General features: G+C 62.9%; 21 protein-coding genes, 1 other RNA gene and 1 pseudogene. 16 read left to right on the forward strand and 7 right to left on the reverse strand.

Features of this window, described 5'->3' with window-relative positions:
• Window positions 1-41: 41 nt before the first annotated feature.
• The 7 genes and pseudogenes from ftsE (at window position 42) to BN4348_RS33355 (ending at window position 5,257) form a co-directional block, all read left to right on the forward strand.
• Entirely contained in the window at window positions 42-731 is a 690-nt protein-coding gene (gene ftsE, locus BN4348_RS33325) for a cell division ATP-binding protein FtsE (RefSeq protein WP_066908895.1), read from the forward strand.
• Window positions 732-1,625, forward strand: coding sequence for a permease-like cell division protein FtsX (gene ftsX, locus BN4348_RS33330; protein ID WP_066908800.1), 894 nt, complete (start codon window positions 732-734; stop codon window positions 1,623-1,625).
• A gap of 2 nt (window positions 1,626-1,627) precedes the next feature.
• Entirely contained in the window at window positions 1,628-2,137 is a 510-nt protein-coding gene (smpB, locus tag BN4348_RS33335) for an SsrA-binding protein SmpB (RefSeq protein ID WP_066908803.1), read from the forward strand.
• Window positions 2,138-2,229: 92 nt separating this feature from the next.
• Entirely contained in the window at window positions 2,230-2,979 is a 750-nt protein-coding gene (locus BN4348_RS33340; RefSeq protein ID WP_211145666.1) for an EamA family transporter, read from the forward strand.
• A gap of 32 nt (window positions 2,980-3,011) precedes the next feature.
• A pseudogene (locus BN4348_RS60690) lies at window positions 3,012-3,155 on the forward strand (maleylpyruvate isomerase N-terminal domain-containing protein); the annotation flags it as partial.
• 532 nt (window positions 3,156-3,687) lie between these two features.
• Window positions 3,688-4,055, forward strand: a transfer-messenger RNA (tmRNA) gene (gene ssrA / locus BN4348_RS33350).
• Between the two features lie 44 nt (window positions 4,056-4,099).
• Entirely contained in the window at window positions 4,100-5,257 is a 1,158-nt protein-coding gene (locus BN4348_RS33355) for a tyrosine-type recombinase/integrase (RefSeq protein WP_066908898.1), read from the forward strand.
• On the opposite strand, the gene BN4348_RS33360 is transcribed toward BN4348_RS33355, so the two are convergent.
• The 4 genes from BN4348_RS33360 to BN4348_RS33375 all read right to left on the reverse strand — a co-directional run bounded on the left by BN4348_RS33360 (window position 5,254) and on the right by BN4348_RS33375 (window position 7,157).
• The gene (locus BN4348_RS33360; protein WP_066908812.1) at window positions 5,254-5,529 is read right to left on the reverse strand and encodes a hypothetical protein; all 276 of its coding nucleotides are present in this window, start codon (window positions 5,527-5,529) and stop codon (window positions 5,254-5,256) included. The two genes, BN4348_RS33355 and BN4348_RS33360, sit on opposite strands and share 4 nt — an antisense overlap.
• On the reverse strand, window positions 5,529-5,996 hold the full coding sequence (locus BN4348_RS33365; protein ID WP_066908815.1) for a hypothetical protein: 468 nt from the start codon (window positions 5,994-5,996) through the stop codon (window positions 5,529-5,531). Before BN4348_RS33365 ends, BN4348_RS33360 begins: the two co-directional genes overlap by 1 nt.
• A gap of 331 nt (window positions 5,997-6,327) precedes the next feature.
• Window positions 6,328-6,600, reverse strand: a complete 273-nt coding sequence (locus BN4348_RS33370; RefSeq protein ID WP_160040278.1) for a hypothetical protein — start codon at window positions 6,598-6,600, stop codon at window positions 6,328-6,330.
• An 80-nt stretch (window positions 6,601-6,680) separates the two neighbouring features.
• Window positions 6,681-7,157 carry a single-stranded DNA-binding protein gene (locus BN4348_RS33375; RefSeq protein ID WP_066908821.1) on the reverse strand — a complete coding sequence of 159 codons (477 nt, stop codon included), beginning with the start codon at window positions 7,155-7,157 and terminating at the stop codon, window positions 6,681-6,683.
• A 1,281-nt stretch (window positions 7,158-8,438) separates the two neighbouring features.
• On the opposite strand from BN4348_RS33375, the gene BN4348_RS33380 reads away from it, so the two are divergent.
• The 7 genes from BN4348_RS33380 (at window position 8,439) to BN4348_RS33400 (ending at window position 12,244) form a co-directional block, all read left to right on the forward strand.
• Window positions 8,439-8,666, forward strand: a complete 228-nt coding sequence (locus BN4348_RS33380) for a hypothetical protein (RefSeq protein ID WP_066908824.1) — start codon at window positions 8,439-8,441, stop codon at window positions 8,664-8,666.
• A 46-nt stretch (window positions 8,667-8,712) separates the two neighbouring features.
• Window positions 8,713-8,865 (forward strand): hypothetical protein, encoded by a 153-nt coding sequence (locus BN4348_RS59875; protein WP_160040281.1) that lies wholly within the window; start codon window positions 8,713-8,715, stop codon window positions 8,863-8,865.
• Window positions 8,862-9,005 carry a helix-turn-helix domain-containing protein gene (locus BN4348_RS59880; RefSeq protein WP_160040284.1) on the forward strand — a complete coding sequence of 48 codons (144 nt, stop codon included), beginning with the start codon at window positions 8,862-8,864 and terminating at the stop codon, window positions 9,003-9,005. Before BN4348_RS59875 ends, BN4348_RS59880 begins: the two co-directional genes overlap by 4 nt.
• Before the next feature lie 575 nt (window positions 9,006-9,580).
• Window positions 9,581-10,984 carry a phage major capsid protein gene (locus BN4348_RS33385; RefSeq protein ID WP_235852627.1) on the forward strand — a complete coding sequence of 468 codons (1,404 nt, stop codon included), beginning with the start codon at window positions 9,581-9,583 and terminating at the stop codon, window positions 10,982-10,984.
• A 91-nt stretch (window positions 10,985-11,075) separates the two neighbouring features.
• Window positions 11,076-11,315, forward strand: coding sequence for a hypothetical protein (locus BN4348_RS59295; RefSeq protein ID WP_142308615.1), 240 nt, complete (start codon window positions 11,076-11,078; stop codon window positions 11,313-11,315).
• Between the two features lie 138 nt (window positions 11,316-11,453).
• Window positions 11,454-12,008, forward strand: coding sequence for a hypothetical protein (locus BN4348_RS60695; protein ID WP_211145649.1), 555 nt, complete (start codon window positions 11,454-11,456; stop codon window positions 12,006-12,008).
• Window positions 12,009-12,055: 47 nt separating this feature from the next.
• Entirely contained in the window at window positions 12,056-12,244 is a 189-nt protein-coding gene (locus BN4348_RS33400; RefSeq protein WP_211145650.1) for a hypothetical protein, read from the forward strand.
• Between the two features lie 212 nt (window positions 12,245-12,456).
• On the opposite strand, the gene BN4348_RS33405 is transcribed toward BN4348_RS33400, so the two are convergent.
• On the reverse strand, window positions 12,457-12,834 hold the full coding sequence (locus BN4348_RS33405; protein WP_142308617.1) for a hypothetical protein: 378 nt from the start codon (window positions 12,832-12,834) through the stop codon (window positions 12,457-12,459).
• A 63-nt stretch (window positions 12,835-12,897) separates the two neighbouring features.
• On the reverse strand, window positions 12,898-13,284 hold the full coding sequence (locus BN4348_RS33410; protein WP_066908838.1) for an ion transporter: 387 nt from the start codon (window positions 13,282-13,284) through the stop codon (window positions 12,898-12,900).
• Between the two features lie 442 nt (window positions 13,285-13,726).
• Here BN4348_RS33410 and BN4348_RS33415 point away from each other — a divergent pair, with 442 nt between their 5' ends.
• Complete coding sequence (locus BN4348_RS33415) at window positions 13,727-14,506, forward strand: hypothetical protein (protein ID WP_235852628.1); 780 nt, start codon at window positions 13,727-13,729, stop codon at window positions 14,504-14,506.
• An 11-nt stretch (window positions 14,507-14,517) separates the two neighbouring features.
• Here the strand turns inward: BN4348_RS33415 and BN4348_RS33420 are convergent, their stop codons facing one another.
• A complete protein-coding gene (locus BN4348_RS33420; RefSeq protein ID WP_066908841.1) occupies window positions 14,518-16,029 on the reverse strand; it encodes an IS1634 family transposase in 1,512 nt (503 codons plus the stop codon).
• Between the two features lie 121 nt (window positions 16,030-16,150).
• Here BN4348_RS33420 and BN4348_RS33425 point away from each other — a divergent pair, with 121 nt between their 5' ends.
• Window positions 16,151-16,411 carry a hypothetical protein gene (locus tag BN4348_RS33425; protein WP_066908844.1) on the forward strand — a complete coding sequence of 87 codons (261 nt, stop codon included), beginning with the start codon at window positions 16,151-16,153 and terminating at the stop codon, window positions 16,409-16,411.
• Window positions 16,412-16,565: the final 154 nt, after the last annotated feature.

A 16,565-nucleotide genomic window follows, 5' to 3' on the forward strand; every position in this document is an offset into this window, starting at 1 on the left:
TCGCTTGCCAGCGAAATTCACCGCTACACTGGCGTGCCGTGATGATCACCCTTGACAATGTCAGCAAGAAGTACAAAGCGTCGGCTCGCCCGGCGCTGGACGACATCAACGTCAAGATCGACAAGGGTGAATTCGTCTTCCTGATCGGCCCCTCGGGTTCGGGCAAATCGACGTTCATGCGGCTGTTGCTGGGCGAGGAGTCGCCGAACACCGGTGACATCCGGGTCTCGAAGTTCCACGTGAACAAGCTGCCCGGACGACACATCCCGAAGCTGCGCCAGGTGATCGGATGCGTGTTTCAGGATTTCCGGTTGCTGCAGCAAAAGACGGTCTATGAAAACGTCGCTTTCGCGCTCGAGGTCATCGGCAAGCGCCGAGACGCGATCAATCGGGTCGTTCCCGACGTGCTCGAGACGGTCGGCCTGTCCGGCAAGGCCAACCGGCTGCCGCAGGAACTGTCGGGTGGTGAGCAGCAGCGGGTGGCGATAGCCCGCGCCTTCGTCAACCGGCCCCTGGTGCTGCTGGCCGACGAGCCCACCGGCAACCTCGACCCGGATACCAGTAAGGACATCATGGATTTGTTGGAGCGGATCAACCGCACCGGCACGACGGTGCTGATGGCGACGCACGACCACCACATCGTGGACTCGATGCGGCAGCGGGTCGTCGAGCTGTCGCTGGGCAGGCTGGTGCGCGACGAGCAGCGCGGCATCTACGGGATGGATCGCTAAGTGCGCTTCGGCTTCCTGCTCAACGAGGTCCTGACCGGCCTTCGTCGCAACGTCACCATGACGGCAGCGATGATCCTGACGACCGCGATTTCCATCGGCCTGTTCGGCGGAGGCCTGCTGGTGGTCCGGCTGGCCGAACACTCCCGCGCCATCTACCTCGACCGCGTCGAGACGCAGGTCTTCCTCACCGAGGACGTCTCCGCCAACGACCCTTCCTGCACCGCCAACCCGTGCAAGGCGCTGCGGGAGAAGATCGACAAGCGTGAGGACGTCAAAGCGGTTCGGTTCCTCAACCGGCAGGACGCCTACGACGACGCGATCCGAAAGTTCCCGCAGTACAAGGACGTTGCCGGAAAGGACTCCTTTCCTGCGTCTTTCATCGTCAAGCTAAATAACCCCGAGCAGCACAAGGACTTTGACACCGCGATGCAGGGGCAGCCCGGGGTGCTGTCCGTGCTCAACCAGAAGGACCTGATCGACCGGCTGTTCGCGGTGCTCGACGGATTGAGCAATGTCGCGTTCGCCGTGGCCCTGGTGCAGGCCGTCGGCGCGATCCTGTTGATTGCCAACATGGTCCAGGTCGCGGCCTTCACGCGGCGCACCGAGATCGGGATCATGCGCCTGGTAGGCGCCAGCCGCTTGTATACGCAGCTGCCGTTCCTGGTGGAGGCGATGGTTGCCGCTGCGCTGGGCGTGGCCATCGCGGTAGCCGGCCTAATCCTGGTCCGGGCAACGTTTTTGGACAACGCGCTGAACCAGTTCTATCAAGCCAACCTGATCGCCCGGGTCGACTATGCCGACATCATTTACATCTCGCCGATCCTGTTCCTGCTCGGCGTGTCGATGGCCGGACTGACCGCCTATGTGACATTGCGCCTGTACGTACGGCGGTAGCTGTGGCGAAAGACTCGGGCCGGAGCAGGGCGGCGGGCGACAAGCGCGGCAGCAAACAGGTCGTGGCCACCAACCGCAAAGCGCGCCACAACTATTCGATCGAGGAGCTTTACGAGGCCGGTGTGGCTTTGCAGGGCACCGAAGTCAAGAGTCTGCGCGAGGGCCACGCGTCGTTGGCCGACGCGTTCGCAACGGTTGACGACGGCGAAGTGTGGTTGCGCAACCTCTACATTCCCGAGTATCAGCACGGTAGCTGGACCAACCATGACCCTCGTCGCAATCGAAAGTTGTTGTTACATAGGCAACAAATCGACAGACTGGTCGGCAAGATAAGAGATGGTAACCTCGCGCTCGTGCCAATGTCTCTGTATTTCTCCGAAGGAAAGGTCAAAGTCGAGCTCGCGCTCGCGCGCGGCAAGCGGGCATACGACAAGCGCCAGGACATGGCCCGTCGCGACGCCAATCGCGAACTGCATCGAGAGTTGGGCCGGCGAGCCAAGGGCATGAACTGATCGGGGCGGCTTACGCCCAGCTGTCTGCCGTTACGTACGGCGTCAGCGATTTCGTGGGCGGTGTGGCCGCTCGACGGGTGGCCGCGCTGCGGGTGATGCTGGTGGCCTACCCGCTCGAGGCACTGATTCTGGGCATGCTGGCCATCGGCGTGGGCGGCCCGATCCAGCCCGGCGCGATCATCTGGGGCAGCCTGTACGGCGTCGGTATGGCGTTCGGGATGTGGGCCTTCTTCGCCGCGCTGGGATCCGGGCCCATCTCGGTGGTCTCGCCGCTGGCCGCCGTCCTGAACGCGGCCGTGCCCGTCGCCGTCGGCGTGGCGCTCGGCGAGCGACCCGGCCACGCCGCCTCGGTGGGCGTCGTCCTGGCCCTGATCGCGGTGATGCTGGTCAGCCGCGAGGCCACCGCCGACGGCGTGACGCCCTATCGATTCACCCCGAAAGTGGCCTGGCTCACTGTGCTGGCCGGGTCGGCGATGGGGCTCAACATGGTGTTCCTTCATCAGGCGCCACACGCGACCAAGCTCTGGCCGCTGGTGTTCGCCCGGCTGGCGGCCACCGCGGTGGTGGTCGGCATGTCCGCGATGAGCAATAACTTGCGACTGCCGCAGGGCAGGCCGATGAAGATGGCGCTGACGGTGGCCCTGCTGGACATCTGCGCCAACGTGACGATGCTGCTGGCGCTGCACACCTGGCTGCTCTCGCTGGCCAGCATCTTGATCTCGCTGTATCCGGCCGCGACGGTCGTGTTGGCGATGGTGGTGCTCCGCGAGCGGGTCAGTCGCCTGCAGGGTGTCGGCATGGTGATGGCGATGGGCTCGGTCGCGATGATCGCCGCTAGCTGACGATTGGCCCGTGATCGGCCTACTATCCGTCCATGGCCGATCGACCGGTGACCAAACTCGACAAATCCGAGGTGCTCGCTGGCCTCTTCGCGGTGTGGGACGACATCGACGCCCTGCTGGACGGGCTTGAGGAGGCCGACTGGCAGGCGGCCAGCCCGCTGCCCGGGTGGGACGTCANGCTGCGCTCCACCGGTCCGGCGCTGGGCGACCTGGTCAAGCGCGGCGGCAATGCGGGCGAGATTGCCGCGAAGGCGCTGTCCGCGTCGCAGAGCGCCGCCTTGAAGGCCGCGGAGCGCGTCACCAGTTCCGAGGGTGCAGATAAGGCCGCCGACGCGTTGCACGCGGGTCGCACGGCCGCCGGTGTCCTGGACGCCAAGGAGTTGCCGATCCGCAAGTACGACGACCTGAACGTCGGCGAGGCGGTGGCCGCGATCAAGGAGCTGACGGCCCCCGACGACGTGCGCGCGATCCTTGCCTACGAGGAGGCGCACAAGAACCGGCAAGGCATCGTCTCGGCAGCGCAGACCCGCGTGGCCGCCATCGCGCAGGACGTCGTCGGGATCAAGTAACGCTTCGGCACCGAGTACCCCTGGTAGTCGTAAGACCCGGGGGTACTCGGCTAGGGCGGTCTCGGGAAGTTAATTGCGTTGCCGGGCGTTGGTGACCGCGTACCATTGATTGTCCCGCCGAAAGTCGGCGGGGATGCGAGGGGCTGAACGGCTTCGACTTCGCGCATCGAATCAAGGGAAGCGTGCCGGTGCAGGCAAGAGACCACCGTAAGCGTCGTTGCAACCATATAAGCGCCGATTCACATCAGCGCGACTACGCTCTCGCTGCCTAAGCGACAGCTAGTCCGTCAGACCGGGAACGCCCTCGACCCGGAGCCTGGCGTCAGCTAGAGGGATCCACCGGTGAGTTCGGTCGCGGGACTCATCGGGACATGCACAGCGACTGGGATCGTCATCCTGGCTGGTTCGCGTGACCGGGAGATCCGAGTAGAGGCATAGCGAACTGCGCACGGAGAAGCCTTGAGGGAATGCCGTAGGACCCGGGTTCGATTCCCGGCAGCTCCACCCTTTGACCTGCGGTTATGGTACGATTCCGCAGTATGACAAACGGAATGACAAACGGGGGCGGTGCCCCGGAGGACTTTTGGGCCTCGATTCGTGAGCGCACCCGCAAAAACGGGGCCGTGTCCTACACGGTGTTGTGCCGCGTTGACGGGCGACAGTTCCCGATGACGTTCCGCGACCAGAAACAGGCCCACGCCTTTCAGGCCCTCGTCAAGGCTCATGGCGTTCGTCGGGCGCTGGAGATGAACGGGTTGAGCGCCCCGGCCCGGTCGCCTAAGTCCTTCACTGTCGCCGGCTGGGTCGATCAGCACATCGAGAGCCTGTCCGGTGTCGAGCAGAAGACCATCGCGGAGTACCGCCGGTTTTTGACGCGGGACATCACCCCGACGCTCGGTGACGTACCGCTGGAGACGCTGACGCGCGAAGACGTCGCCCGCTGGGTGAACAAGCTGTCCGCCGCCGGCAACAGCGGCAAGACGATCGGCAACAAAATCGGGTTTCTGTCGGGATGCTTGAACGCCGCTGCCACCCGAACGCCGGCGCTGATTCCGGCCAACCCGGCGGCCGGAATCCGGCTGCCCCGAACGCCGCGACGACAAATGACCACGTTGACGCCGGGGGAGTACCAACTCCTCAAGGCACTGTTCACCGAACGCTGGCACCCGTTGCTTGATTTCCTGGTCACGTCCGGTTGCCGGTTCAGCGAGGCCACCGCGCTGACCCCGGGCGACGTTGACCGCGAGGCCGGGGCGGTGCGGATCTGGAAATCGTGGAAGCGGACGCCGGGCGGCTATGAGCCCGGTGCACCCAAAACGAACGCGGGTAACCGGACGGTGTTCGTTCCCGGCTGGGTGATCGACAACCTTGACCTGACCGGCGAGTACGTGTTCACCAACAGTCAAGGCGGTCCGATTCGGCTCTATTCGTGGCGGTCCAACGTGTGGAATAAGTCACTGGCCAAGGCCCGCACGAAGCCCGACGATGACACAACGCCTTACCTGACGAAAAAACCCCGTATCCACGATCTGCGGCACACGGCGGCAAGCCTGTGGCTCAGCCAAGGCGTCCCCTTGATCACCGTGTCCGCGCAACTCGGACACGAAGACGTGGCCACGACGAGCCGGATTTACGCGCACCTGATCGACGGCGCCGGGAAGGCCGCCCCCGACGCAATGACCAAGGCGCTGGGGATGCCGGCCTGCTAGATCGATCTCAGCCGCCTCCGGGTTTGCGGGGACAGGCTGTCCAGAAACGACACCGCCTCCGGCTCTGCAGGTTCCGGCGCGGGCCGTACTTCGTCGTCGGTGCCCAACACCTTGAGCATGGCCCGGATTTGATCGTCGGTCATCACCCAATGACGGCCCACGCGGGTGCCGGGGAACACCCTGGCGTTCAGCCGGCGTCGTAGCCATCGTTCTGGATCGCGGAGTTTGGCCGGCAGCAGCTCCGCAACCTCCGACAGTTCGTAGCGCCTCATCAGAATGGCGGGTCGCCGTCGTTTGCTTGATCGTCTGGTTGCTCAAGCTGGTCGAGGACGGCGGCGACCCTGGATTCACTGGCCGCGTCCAAGCCGTCGAGATACTCGGCATACAACTCGCCGTCACCGCCGGCCCGATCATCGTCGGCAGTCGCGGCGTCGCCGACTTGGAGTTCATTGGCCTGCTCCAGGTGGCGGCGGATGGCGTTGAAGTCGCCGCGTTCGAGGGCGGTGATTAGCTGACGCTGCGCGGCGATCAGGGAGTTGAGGCGGGTGCGGGATGCGGGGCCGGCGTCGAAGTTGTCGCGCAGGATTTCGAGTTGGTGGATCGTTTTCTCGGCTGCTTGGCGCGGGATGCGGCGCAGGTGATCAATGATCTCCTGGGACTCGTACCACAGCGCAAGCCGCACGGTGATTTCGTCATCATTCATGTCGCGCAGCGTACGCGTGTTTTCGCGGGGATCCAACCAATTCCGTTGTACCACAGTACATTTAGGTTTACCTTGCTGGCATGTCAAGCCAACGTAATTGCAGGGGAATGGATTTCGACATAGTTGTTGACTGGTCGCATGGCTCGTGCACCACCAACACCCGAAATATCCCGCGCCCGCGCCCGCCTCGCCGGCCTGGGTAACAGGAAATGCCCGCCCGACGACCCCGACGTGGTCGCCGCGCGGTAAGCGCTCAAGGCGGCGAACGAATGGGCCACCCTGGCCGGCTACGTCGACCAGGTAAATCAAATCATGGCCGGCGCTGGACGATGCGCAACCCGCCCGCGCCGCCCGCTGCGCTCGGCGCTCATGCGCCGGTGTCGTGGTTTTCGTCACCGTCACCGGCGGCCTCGCGCGCTGCCCGGGCCAGGTCTCGGGCCAATGCCCTTAGGGCGGGCGTGGGTGTGGCATCGTGCGCGGCGCGCACGACGGCAATATCGGTCACGGTGACGGTGCGCGGCAACCCGTTGGGCCAGGAGATCGGCTCGCTGATTTTGAACGCATAGCCGGCGCACGGCCCGTCGTGACCGTGCAGCCGCGTGCACACGCCCGTGTCCCCGTCAACGCGCAGCGCGAACACGGCGCCCCTTCCGTGCCAGGCGGCCTGGTCGCGGTCGAATCCTGACACGGCTGCGGGATTAACTCGGTCGCAATACATATTCAGAAGGGGGGCTGGTCGTTGCCGCCGCCGAACGTCCCGGAGGCTGGGGCGCTGCCCCGTGGGTCGTCGCGGGGGCCGCTGCTCGTCTGCGCCGGCACGGAGGCGGCCCGGCTGGCCTTATTGACCTTGGCGATGGCGTACCGAAGCGAGGCCCCGACCTCGTCGGCGTCGACTTCGAGGACGGTGCGTTTCCCGCCGCCCTCGCGGGGTTCGAAGGACCGCTGCTTGAGCCGGCCGGTGACGATCACCCGGGCGCCGCGAGTGAGACTTTCCGCGACGTTCTCGGCGGCCTCCCGCCAGATGCTGCACCGCAGGAACAGCGCCTCGCCGTCCTTCCATTCCCCGGCCTGCCGGTCGTAGATCCGCGGCGTCGACGCCACGGTGAAGTTCGCCACGGCAGCACCCGAGGCGGTGAACCGTAGTTCAGGGTCGGCGGTCAGGTTGCCGACGACGGTGATAGTGGTGTCGCCGGTCATTGCTCGGGGCCCGTGTCACCGAGGTATGCGAGGCCGATTGGCTCGTCGTCACTGCCGTCGAGTTGGTCGTCGTCGCACCAGTCAATTTCACTCACGTCGCGGAAGCGTACGCCCGATTACGGCGTTCACCTACCCCTAATTTCGCCGCTAATCCCGCAGCGCCACAACGGTTATCGCACCCGAGTGGCATTTAGCACGGCGTGGACCTGGCGAATTAGCTTGCGCATAACCACATTCAATGTGCCACCCGAGTGAGATATAAATTGGGACAACAACATTCGGACACGCCGGCGCGGCGCCGATATCCACCGAGTACTGGAAAACCTGACGTAAACAAGTAAGTGCGAGCAAGTAATTGAGCGCCGACGTTCTTATCCACGATCTCCGTCGTAAAACCAAGCCGTGGTCCGGAACTGGGCGGCGTACCTCATACGGCGCCGCGCAGAGTGCTCGTGGACACTAAGTCGCCAGTCCGGAGGCGAGCCGACCGCGTTGGTGTACAAAACGCGCAGGGTTCCCCAACAGGTAGCCGCTCGTCAAAACCGACGAGGGGCTATGAGGCGTGGAGATGGCGACGGCGAGCGGAAAAAGGGGGCCAGCCCTGGGGGGCCATAGCAAGGCGACCCAAATACCCCTACGGGGCTAGGGCATGTGCGTGTTTGGTGCTACAGTTGGGGGCAAGCCCCCGCGCGCCAAAAAGACTTGCTCGCAACTCGTTTTTCGTCGGCCTCGCGGGGGCTCACTAATTTTCCTACCGGACTTGCCCGGACATCATCACCGGAAAGCGTGGCGGAAGCCTTACCGTTAATTCATGCAGACTTGTGCATGGGTTGAGACGGTCGGGTGGCCCCGCCGCCTTTGGCCTCCCGCCTACGCCGGGTGCATCGCGCGGCCCTGCTCGGTGTGCGGCGCGGCCCCGATGCAGCAATGCCTCAACCGCGTCAGCGGCACACCCCGCGCCTGCCCGTGCCTTGGGAGACTCCGCGATGCCGCCGCGTAAAGGATTTAGGTGAACCGTGTGGGGACATAAGCATTGCCGCGCCGACGGCTGCGTGAACGACCCGAGCCCTGGCCGACCGGACGGACTGCTACCGAACACCGAACCCGCCCGGATGCCTGTATTTGGTCCACGCCGCCGACCTACACCACCCACACGAGTTTCCACGCCACCCGTGAGCGTGCCGACGTGGCGGCGAAGGCCATCGCGGGCGCGTTCGTGGTGGACTGCGCCAAATCTTGCAAGTGGGAGGCCTCCGACGACTTTGACGAGGACGAGGACTTATGACCACGTGGATCGCCACCATGCGCGACGGCTCACAAATTGACATCACCGCCGATGAAGTGATCACCGATGCTGCTGGGCACGCCCGATTCGTCAACGACGGGGAAACCGTCCGCGCGATTATTTGCGCCGGGTCGTGGTTGCGCGTCGAGGCCGCCGACGCCGGTTTAGTTATCCATCAGCCGCCGGCGCCGGTGCCGCCGCCGCTACGGGGTGGCGTCGCCTAAGCGCGCCTACACGCCGGTACCGGAAAACCGGTTCTACCCTCGCTAAATGGCTAGATTGCAATTGACTGAAAATGATGCCCGCCGTTTATCGATGATCGACCCGGACGACCCCGGCGTGAAACTCGCATGCGAACAAACCGCGGAAAAGGCGCGTCACGACTGGCAGATTTGGGAACAGTGGGGTCAGAAACGCCGATGACCGACGATGAATGGGAACGTCTTCGCGCGCTGCATGCCGAAGGCCACTCGGTGCGCGAAGCATTTGCCCTAATGGGGGTTGTCGCGGACCCAGTAGATATCGACTACCTGCAATCCAGGTTGAACACCATAGACCTGTAAACGTAATTTAATGTCTGCCCAACATAACCAGTATGTCCGCTCAAACGGCCAACCGTTCCAGGTGAATCTCACCGGGAAGAAATTGGATCCGCACCGCCCCATCGATTGGGGGGCCGCACTTGAGCGGCTTTACGCGATGCTCAACGAGCTGTGCTCGCCAGACGGGCACGAAACGCCCGAAAATGGGCGCGAACAATAACGGCGGCGCTGACTAAACTGACAAACGGCCAGGGCTATTCGGACGGTCCCACTGAGAGCTAGCTGCGCGCTCGAGAAGCCGAAAGCGCAGCACCAAAAATCTGAACCAGGTACCCGCCCCGGAATTCACCTTCCGGGGCGGTTTTTTGTGCCCGCGTGTCGCAAACCTCATTACACGGCAAACCCCTTTTACGCTGACATCGGTCCTGCTTATGCAAAAGCGGAGTCGCCCCTAGGTTGTGGGCCGACGCAGCATCGCGGAGATCGGCGGTAATTCCGCCCACGGTTCGCCTAAAAGGCTTAACCGCAGTTCACCGGCATTAGGCCGGATGCCCCGATAATCGGCGCACCTTTTGTGCGCCGCGAAAGAGCTGCAAGTGCCCGCCGAAAACCAATTGATTACTCGGCTACGAGAACAGCGCGCCCGTCAAGGGATCGCGCTGCAACGCATGTTGGAAGCCGCGCAAAAAGCGGGCCGCGAAACATTTATGCCCGCCGAAGAAATCGCCATCGCCGACCTCGACGAACTGGACAAACGGATCGCGCATTTGCAGGCGCAGGAAAACCGAGCTCACGGCAATTCGTGGACGCCGGAAGCCCGCGCATTACACGACCGACTTAACCACCCCCAACCCTCGAAGAGTTCAGAAGTGAATAAATACGCTAACGATCCTGCCCTTGTTTACCGCCAATACGATCGGGGTGGCCCGGGTGGGAAATCCTGGTTGCGTGACCTGGTCCGCGTGCACTGCGGCTGGGACGACAACGGCGAATCGCGCCGGAATTTGGCCGACCACGCCCGCGACGTCGCCCAGCACCCGGCCTACATGGAACAGCGGGACTTGTCGCGCACCGATTCTCAAGGAGGCTATGCGGTCCCGCCTGCCTGGCTCCTGGAGCAATACATCGAGTTGGCTCGTCCGGGTCGCGCGTTCGCGAACCTTGTTCAGCGACAGCCCCTCCCCGGAGGGACCGACTCAATCAACATTCCAAAGGTGTTGTCCGGCACCACAGTTGGTGTTCAAACCTCGGACAACTCCACCGTTTCGGACACCGACCTGACGGACACGTTCATCAACGCACCGGTGCGCACCATAGCCGGTCAGCAGGGTGTCGCCATCCAGCTCATCGATCAGAGCCCGATAGCGTTCGATGACGTCGTGTTCAGGGATCTAGTTGCTGCTCACGCGGCGGCCGTGGACACGCAGGTTTTGGACGGCTCCGGCACGAACGGTCAGGTGTTGGGCGTCGACTACACGCCCGGTATCAACACCGTTACCGCCGACGCCCTTACCGTGCAAGGGATTTACAATGCGTTGGCCAACGCAATCCAAACGATCCACACCACACGGTTTTTGCCGCCCGAGGTGATCGTGATGCATCCCCGCCGCTGGGGTTGGTTGCTGTCCCAGCTCGACACCACCGGGCGCCCGCTGTTCATCCCGTCCTCAAACGGGCCGTGGAACGTCGCCGGCCTCGAAACCGCTGTTGTCTCCCAACAAGTCGTCGGTAGCGTTCAAGGCCTCCCCGTCGTGACCGACCCGAACATCACGGTCACGAACGGGCCTTTTAGTCCCAGCGGAAATGAGGACTTGATTTATGTATGTCGCGCAAGCGATTTGGTGTTGTGGGAGTCGGGCATTAGGGCCAGGGTTCTCCCAGAAACTAAGGCCGCTAACCTGACTGTCCTTCTGCAAGTCTATAGCTACTTGGCTTTTTCAGCGGCTCGCTATCCGCAGAGCGTGGTCGTCATTGACGGTTTGTCAGCGCCCACATTCTAAGCCCCTGAGACCGGATGGGGCGGGACTGTTTTAAGGGCCTGACACCCGCGTTTTCACCGCCCGCCCCATCCCTAAACTTTAAGGAGGACAGGTGAGTTCACCGCACGACACCCCGTTTACGTTTGTGCATGATCCGGGTAACGGTCAGCGCCAGTTCACCGGCCCGGACACGAGTTGGCATCCGGACGCGAGTCCGATCGATCCGCATGACGAGGGGTATACGGATGTGACGGGGGACTTGGACGCGTCCAAAGTCGATGGGCCGTTGCCGTCCAACATCATCCGGTCCGGGCCTCCCGGACCGTTCAGCCGCTCAAAGCTGGGTTTGTAGGACGCGGAGTTAAGGAATGACCGACGAATCGATCCGCGAATTCCGCTCTCACCGATTGCCGATTACTCGAATGCTGACGCAGTTGAAGAGCTGCCAGGGCAACTCGAAGCACTACGATGAATCGGTTGGCGGCGACCTATGCAACGTGAAGTGCAAGCGTTGCATGCGCTGCGTCGACTGGAAACGCCGCCAGAAACTCGACGCTGGGATCCCGGTGTGACGATGAGGCTTTCGATTCGCACCGATGATGTGGGGTGCCCGGCGGGTACGCCCGTGTCCCTGGTCGATTTGGACACGGGCCGGCGGGTGGCGTGTCACGCCTCCGTCGCGGACGCTACGCATCACCGCGCGCTGCTCGAGGCCGGCGAGTGTGGTTGGGGTGACGAGAATCTGGAGGTGCGCCGTCTGGGGGCGGTACCCATGGATCTGCGTGGGGGAAATGCGTCCGTGCTTGCGAATGTGGCCTATCGGCGGGGATACGAAGCTGCGGTCGCGGACGTGAACGCGGTGTTAGCCGAGTACCGCGCCCGTCACGGGAGCGACGTAAGCGACTACGACCCGGACGAGGTGGTCGACCCTGACGACGACGACGAGGACTTAGAAGATGACTACTGCGGACCGTGCGGTGAGGATGTTTCTTGGCAGACTCCGCCGCTTCCGTATTCGACGCCGTTCGCCGGCGTGGTGACGTGATGGACCCTTACCGTGATGCGATCGAAAGCCGGGCGATGCGTTTGTGTTTGGCGATCGCGAACGACGACGAGTACGCGTTCCGGTTCACGTTGAACGAGTGCAGGTGCGCCGGTTGCGCAACGGGGGTGATGGGTGCCTTGGCGTGCGCTGTGGTGGAACTGCTCGAAGAGCGCGGCGGGGACTGGAAAACCGAGTACGTGGGCGAGATCGCGGCGCGGCTGAAGGTGAAACGATGATCTCGTCGCCGCCGAAGGCCCTAAACGGCGCCGCGCCCCACGCGTGGTGTTTGTGCCGCGCGCCCACGGTTTCGCTGACGGTGCCCCACCGCCCGAAAGAGTAGGTCGCGTCCGGGTCCAGTGTTTCCCACTGCAGCATGGTCTTCCGCGATGTCGGGCCTGCGGCCTGCGCCGTCACGCTCTCCAGTTGCAGGCAATGCAACTGGCAATGCTTATGTGAATACACCAGGCATCCACATTGCGCCGGACGGGTCGGTGAACAGCACCCACAGGTTCCGCCCGCCGTTGATCGTCATGCCGGCGGCGCCGAATAAAACGGTGAGGAGGGTGGCGATCTTCGCAGCGCGGCCTTCCGAGAACTTGAACCTGTCGGGCTTGCTCACCGCGAGTACAAATGCGTAGGCGAAAAACAAGCCCGTTGCCAGGATGAGGACGTACCACACAACTTCGAGCGCGGCGGCGATTTGGTTGCCGTGAGAGCGTGCGACGACGACATGCCAATGCCCGGCGAGCACGCCCCATCCGGCAAGAATCCCGGAGGTGATCAGGCTGGAGACGACTCCTACGGCGACTTCACGGACAAGCGACACGGGGTGATCGTAGCGGGAATTGAAACTCGGAGGGGTTCACCGCCGCCGTTGAACCGACCGATCTCAGTGCGCCGGCCCGGTCAACAGCCGCACCGCCCGAAAGTGGCTGACGTGCCGCAGCCAGTGCACCAACCTCGACAGCCGCGCCAGCCTCAAGAGTGTGGCGTCGGCGCCGACCAGCGTTGGTGCCAGGGCCAGCGCGATCACGATCGCGTCGAACACCACCCACGGGCTCCGGACAAACCGGGCAGCGTTCCAGCCATTCCGCCGCAGCCGCACCACCAGTTCCCCAACGAAAAACACCAGACAACCCGTTTCGAGGTGCTCAGCAACGTCATCGTGGGCGACCACGCCCCAGACCAACAGCGCCGAGTTCACGACAATTACGGCGGTGACAACGCTTTCGAAGCCGCGCTTGTCGGCGTGTCGCGCCGCGTCGACGGCGCTCACTTCCCGGCGCGCATCATGCGTACAACACCCTCCAGCACTGCCGCCGCAGCAACAATAGCGCCACCCACAGAGATTGCTAGAGTAAAAATCACGAGGTTCTCCAATCAAGCGTTTGAACAGGCAAATTGCCACCTTCGACTAGACTAATTCTACGCCTTAGTGTGTTTGCTAACAAGTGCTGAGATCGTCAAATTGACTGGTACGCAGTTAATTTCGACTCAGGGGAGCTGCGCGGCTTCGGATGTTGCAACGTCAATTTGACCTGATTATGTTATAGGACATAGTATTTCAGTCGCGCTGCTTGTAAGTAGGTGCGCTTGATAGCACGACCGGGCCGCGCCGATGCTATGGGTTGAGGTATCAATGCGTGGCGACCTTTGCGCTCTCACTTGCGTCCCCGCCGCCGTCCCCGTGCCTCGCTCTCGGCTGGCACGATAGCGACATGAGTGGTCAAGGCGACACCGTCGAAAACGAGGCCGACGAACCGACGGTAGTAGAGAGCTGGACTAGCCCGTTCGGCATCGAGCGAGACAAACGCATGGCCGAGCTGCAGGCGATGCCCGGATACCGGTTGAACCTGGACCTTGCTGCGCTCGGTCGCTCCGGGCACGTAATGTATAAAAACGCCGAGGAGTTGGCACGTCACGCCGACCAATTTATGAGAAATCGCCGCCACTTCGCGCAGGACGTCGATGACGAGTTCGAAAAGGAACTGGTGCGCTTCCTTCACAACTATTTAACGTCTGTGTACTCGCTGATTGAGGCACAGCGCGTAGTCATGAGGCACTGCTGGGGTGATGGGTCGAAGTTCGAGACGGGCGAATACACCGAACACCGCAAGGCGTCTTTCGAAACCGGTGAAGCAGAGTTCATGACCGAGCTGCGTAATTACTGCACACACCGGTCAGTTCCGTTGCCGCGGGTCAGCACCACATTCAGCGGAGGGCGCGGGCGACCGAGCGTACTCATCAATAGGCTCACCCTCGACAGGGACGAGCTGCTGAAGTGGAAGAAATGGACCGCCCCGGCGAAGGAGTACCTGCGGGCGAAAGACGAGCATTTCGACCTAGGCCCTGTGATCGAAAGCTACGTCAACACCGCCGCCGCCTTCTTCAACTGGTTTGTGAAGGAGATCAACGAGCGCAACGCGGATATCAAAGACGCGTACATGAAAGCCGCTGAAGCTTATAAGGAATGGTTCGAGGAGATGGGTATAACCTGACTTTTATCAGGCTAGTGCGCACGTAGGCCGTGGATTGTGGCGAGGACTTCGGCGAGGTCGGCCGGCGGTGGTTCGGCGGCGGTCAGCGTGTGGCTGCCGGCTTGGATGGTGACGGTGCGGTAGCGCCGGGCGTTGCGGACGAATTTCTTGATGCTCCAACCGGTTTGGTGCTCTATCCAATGGGATACGGCCATTGCGGCGAACACCACGCTCAGGTGCGCCTCGATGGAGTCGCGGGTGCGGTGGTAGATCGGTCGGGCTTGTAGGTCGTGCTTGGACATCCGAAAGCTCTTCTCGACGCGCCACAGCTGGTGGTAGGCGTTGATGACGAACGCCGCGGGTTGTCCGGTGAGGTTGGTGGTGTAGCCCTTCCATCCGGCCAGTGCGCGGGACTTGGCTTCCAACGTCCGGTTCACCGACTTTGTCGCTCCCGAGAGTTGGATGTAGCGGTTTCGTTTGACCGGGGCGTGCCCGTCAACGGCACGTTCGGCCTTGCGGACTTGTTCGTCAATACCCCGCAGGGTGCGCCGGGCTCGGTCGTGGCGGTACTGGTAGTGGGTCACCCGATCCGGGATGCCCCGGGTCTTCTCCGTGGAGGTCGATGGCCAGGGCTGGGTCACCACCAGCCCATCGGGGATCGCGTCGTCGGGGTGTTTGTTGCGCCATTCGCGCACCACATCGGGCAGATACGGGATGCGGGCGCCCAGGATGAACGACAACCCCGCGGCCTGAAGAGCCACCTGATTGGCTTCAGAGATCATTCCGGCGTCAGCGACCACGGTGACATCGCTGAGCTGGTGGGCGGTCTTGAACGCGTTGATCACCGGCACCATCGTCGCCGTCTCGGCCTTGTTGCCTTCGAAGGCTGCCACCGTCAGCGGGAACCCGGTGGCATCGGTGAGCAGTCCGAGAGTGATCTGCGGATCGAGGCGGCGCTCCTTTGAAAACCCGGGCTCACGGAAACCGTCACCTGCGTCGGTCTCAAAGTGCAGGGTGGTCACGTCGTAGAGCACCAAGCTGGCCCGGCCCAACCGGGCATGAGAAGCACACATGGCCGAAAGCGCTTGCCGGAAACTGGGTTTGGCGAACACCGGCAGCCGGCGGTTGAGCGTCGGATACGACACCGGCGCGATGCCGGTCTCCTCGATGACGCGCAGGGAATCGGCCTTGCTGGTCGGCTCAATGATCCGTGCGAGCACCAGCTGGCGAAACGCCGCATCGCCGTCGGCAGCCTCGTCGAACCCGAGGATCTCGTAGGCAGCACACAGTGCATCCCACAGATGAGCGGCCTTCGAAGAGGTGATCGGCAACGGCTCGGACTGCGAGCGCGCCGCCAGCCCAAGATCCAACTGGGCCTGCCCGGCGGCCAGCCGCTGAGCAGCCGCAGCCTTCAGCGCGGCCACCCCCGCAACGTCATGGGCCGAGCCCAGGTGCTCGATCTTGCGTGACCCACGCCGCGTCGACCACACGATCTGCACCGCCGTGGCACCCGAGGAGGTCTTCACCGTGCGCACATACGCCACCAAGGCACCCTACGAGGCCAGCCCTAGTGCACAAATCCGCACCAGGAGAACACTCAACCGCCAGGTCAGAGCTTTACGAAGTCGCCAAACCCGCAACGGTGATAAAAGTCAGGTAGGCCCTGTGATCGAAAGCTACGTCAACACCGCCGCCGCCTTCTTCAACTGGTTTGTGAAGGAGATCAACGAGCGCAACGCGGATATCAAAGACGCGTACATGAAAGCCGCTGAAGCTTATAAGGAATGGTTCGAGGAGATGGGTATAAACACCGAGGGATACCGCAAACTATTCGGGCCGCCCAACGGAGAAGGTAACCGCAGTGAACGGCGCGGCCAACGCCAGCAGCCGAAGCGGACAACGAAGCGAAAACGCCGGAAGAAATGACTCTTCACAAGAGGTAGGCCCTCAGAGTCTACGGCGCGCGGTATACACCGCACCCGGCGATAGAACAAGGATGGCGGCGTCCTCCGCGTCTTGCGCGTTCGAACGGCTGGACGCGAAGTCTAGGCGACAATAACCTCGCACTTGCGGAGACTAC

The organism is Mycobacterium interjectum, assembly GCF_900078675.2.
Lineage (GTDB): Bacteria > Actinomycetota > Actinomycetes > Mycobacteriales > Mycobacteriaceae > Mycobacterium > Mycobacterium interjectum.

Coding starts and splice junctions, on each gene's coding strand:
- ftsE (WP_066908895.1), top strand. CDS start 42: ATGATCACCCTTGACAATGTCAGCAAGAAGTACAAAGCGTCGGCTCGC.
- BN4348_RS33415 (WP_235852628.1), top strand. CDS start 13,727: ATGAGTGGTCAAGGCGACACCGTCGAAAACGAGGCCGACGAACCGACG.
- BN4348_RS33375 (WP_066908821.1), bottom strand. CDS start 7,157: ATGACCGGCGACACCACTATCACCGTCGTCGGCAACCTGACCGCCGAC.
- BN4348_RS33355 (WP_066908898.1), top strand. CDS start 4,100: ATGACAAACGGGGGCGGTGCCCCGGAGGACTTTTGGGCCTCGATTCGT.
- BN4348_RS59875 (WP_160040281.1), top strand. CDS start 8,713: ATGGCTAGATTGCAATTGACTGAAAATGATGCCCGCCGTTTATCGATG.
- BN4348_RS33380 (WP_066908824.1), top strand. CDS start 8,439: ATGACCACGTGGATCGCCACCATGCGCGACGGCTCACAAATTGACATC.
- BN4348_RS59880 (WP_160040284.1), top strand. CDS start 8,862: ATGACCGACGATGAATGGGAACGTCTTCGCGCGCTGCATGCCGAAGGC.
- BN4348_RS33360 (WP_066908812.1), bottom strand. CDS start 5,529: ATGAGGCGCTACGAACTGTCGGAGGTTGCGGAGCTGCTGCCGGCCAAA.
- BN4348_RS60695 (WP_211145649.1), top strand. CDS start 11,454: ATGCAACGTGAAGTGCAAGCGTTGCATGCGCTGCGTCGACTGGAAACG.